Below are 2,613 nucleotides of genomic sequence, written 5' to 3' on the forward strand. Positions count from 1 at the left end.
GCTCGGCCTGGTCACCCTGGCCTGATCGCCGTTAGGCCGGCTCGCAGTCGCGAGCGTGCGCAGATGTACAGAGACACGCCGGTGCGGCTGGCATTTTGTGCACGCTCGCCGACCGGTTTCGGCCGTGCCCTAGGAGCGTTCTGAACAAGGAAGCTTGGTAGGGCGGGAAGAACGCCGACAAGGCCGTTGCTTCGGCAGTGAGTCAGACCTGATTGGTCGACAACGCGGTCGTTCTTCCCGCTATCGCAGTGTGCTCGGCGGGTGCAGAGGTGGGCAAGGGGTGGCCTGGCCGTCAGGCCAGGACCCACGCCCCATCCATGCGGGTCAGGCCACTGTTCACAAGTGTGCGCAGATTGATTGCGGCACAACGAACTTGCAGCCAGGCGTGGTTCTTGTCGATGCCGAGGTAGCGCAGTTTGATCCGCCGTCCGCGGTCGGTGGCGGTCCAGGCGACGATCCGCTCGATCATCGAACGAGTGGGGTAGGCCCGTTGGAATTCGGGGGTACGGGCTTGGGCCCGCGCGGCGCGCAGCAGCTGCTCGTGCGGGTGGATGCTCATCGAGCGGCCATTGTTGGCTGTGGTGCAGCGGGCTCGCAGCGGGCACTCGGCGCAGACCGCACCGAAGGTCACCGTCCGTTTGGCTGTCATGGTGCGGGTATGCCCGCCCGGGCAGGTGACGGTCTTGGCCGCCTCGTCGATGGTGAAGTCGTCGAGGGTAAACCCGCCCGCCACCGCGGGCACCAGCGGCTTGGGTTTGATCACAGTGTCGTGCCCGCCGCGCTGGTAGGCCGCACGGGCGGCCCCGGTGCCATACGCCGAATCGCCATACACCTCGAGGCCGCCACGGCGCGCGGGCTGGCCAGCATCGGTCATCGCGGTGGCGAGCGTCACAACGGCGGCGGCCATGACGGTGACGGCGACAACCGCGTTGACCACCGCGGCCACGTCAATGGCGGTGCTGGTGGTGGTAGCGGCGGCGTGGTGGGATTCGTCGGCTTGCACCGCTGCGGCGCTATTGGGTTGGGCCGCATCCTGATCGGCGACCACACCGAGCTCGGGCTCGGTAATACTGGGTTGGCTGTCCATGGGTACGGCCCCGGCCCCGCCGTCGCTGTCGTTGCCGCTTGGTTGGTAGCGGTCGCGGGTGATCAGCTTCTGGCCGACCACGGCGTCACTGCCCTCGTCTCCGGTCGCCTTGGTCAACTGGCAATCGGTGATCAACCCGGTGTCCGGCTCGGCGGTCAGGTGCCCGCGGAACCCGTCACGGCGAGCTGACTTGGACTTGCGGGTGTGGCGGGCCTCGGGGTCCACGGTGGAGATCACCCGATCCGGCGCGACCCGCCGGGCGATGCGCCACCGCCCGTCGGTACCGTCGGAGCCGTCGGCGGGTTCCACGTCTTGGCCGGCGACCAGTGCCAGCAACCCCAACGCATCCGCGGCGGCGTCCTCGCGTGCGGGCGCATCCGGGCCGGCCAGTTCGGCCAGCACCGCCAGTGCGTCGTTGACCAGATCCGACACCAGCGCTTGTTTGGCCTGCGGGTCGTCCCAATCGATGCCCGGCTTGCCGGCTTTCGAATAATCCAGCTTGGCCACCCGCGAGATGACCTGCGCCGCGCCGGGTACCAGCCGCGCCACCTTACGCATCGCGGCCACCAACTGGGTCACCGTGTCCTGGGTGGCCACCGCGTCGTCGAACACCGTCGAATCCACACACCGCTTGCGACGGTCGCGCAGGATCCCGGTCTCGGCGATGATCGCCGCGACCGCGTCGAACACCCGGCCCGGACGATCGGAGGCGGCGATCCGCTTGCGCCAGTACACCAGCGTGGACGGGTCGAACGAGGTCTGCGTCAACGCTCGCCCACACGCCACCTTCCAGCGGATATCGAACCGCAACGCCTCCGCGGTTTGCGGGTCGGACAGATCGTAGAGTTCCTTGAGCACCAGCACCGACCCGATCAGATCCGCCGGCAGCGATGGCCGCCCAGTCGAGGAGGAGAACAGGTCCGCGATGAACGAATCCGGGAACAGCTCGTGACGGTGCTCGGCCAAGAACGCGAACACGCTGCCCGGCGCCACCAGCTCCCCGACCAGCGCCTGCGCGTCCAACAACTCCCGATCCGCCCGCGTAATCCCTTGCACCACAACATCATCACACACCACACAGCACCCAGCCGTCAGACACGACCAACGATGGACACGTTATTCAGCGAGTTCCCAGGCCGCCGCCTCCGTCATGTCGAGCAGAGCCCGTCGCCGGCCTTGTTCCACGACGCCAGCCGAGGCGTGACCCTCAGCTGCAGGCTGTCGCATTCGGCGCCGCCGCACTGGTCGCCAAAGACCACGACATCACCACACAAATCGCCGCAACCACCGCGGGCATCGACTACCCCACCTTCGTGGAAGTCCCTGGCGCTGACAGTCCGGTGAAGGACAAGCACAATGGGGTCTAACTCGTCGAGAACGGAAACCTGGAAACACAAGAGCCAACACTAGGGCCGGGGCCTACCAAGAGCCCAAGCGCCGACGATATTCGCAGGGTGCTCGACAGACTTCCTCGGCAGTCAGCCATGGATTAGAGAGGTCCGTTCACCGGGATCTCGACAACCCGT

General features: G+C 67.0%; 3 pseudogenes. All 3 read right to left on the reverse strand.

The window, feature by feature from the left end:
• Nucleotides 1–292: 292 nt before the first annotated feature.
• Nucleotides 293–838 (reverse strand): annotated as a pseudogene (locus VMD50_RS29770) (transposase); the annotation flags it as partial.
• Nucleotides 839–1,057: 219 nt separating this feature from the next.
• Nucleotides 1,058–1,522: pseudogene (locus VMD50_RS29990) on the reverse strand (hypothetical protein); the annotation flags it as partial.
• A 294-nt stretch (nucleotides 1,523–1,816) separates the two neighbouring features.
• Nucleotides 1,817–2,164, reverse strand: a pseudogene (locus VMD50_RS29775) (transposase); the annotation flags it as partial.
• Nucleotides 2,165–2,613 lie beyond the last annotated feature (449 nt).

The organism is Mycobacterium sp. (assembly GCF_035506235.1).
Classification (GTDB): domain Bacteria; phylum Actinomycetota; class Actinomycetes; order Mycobacteriales; family Mycobacteriaceae; genus Mycobacterium.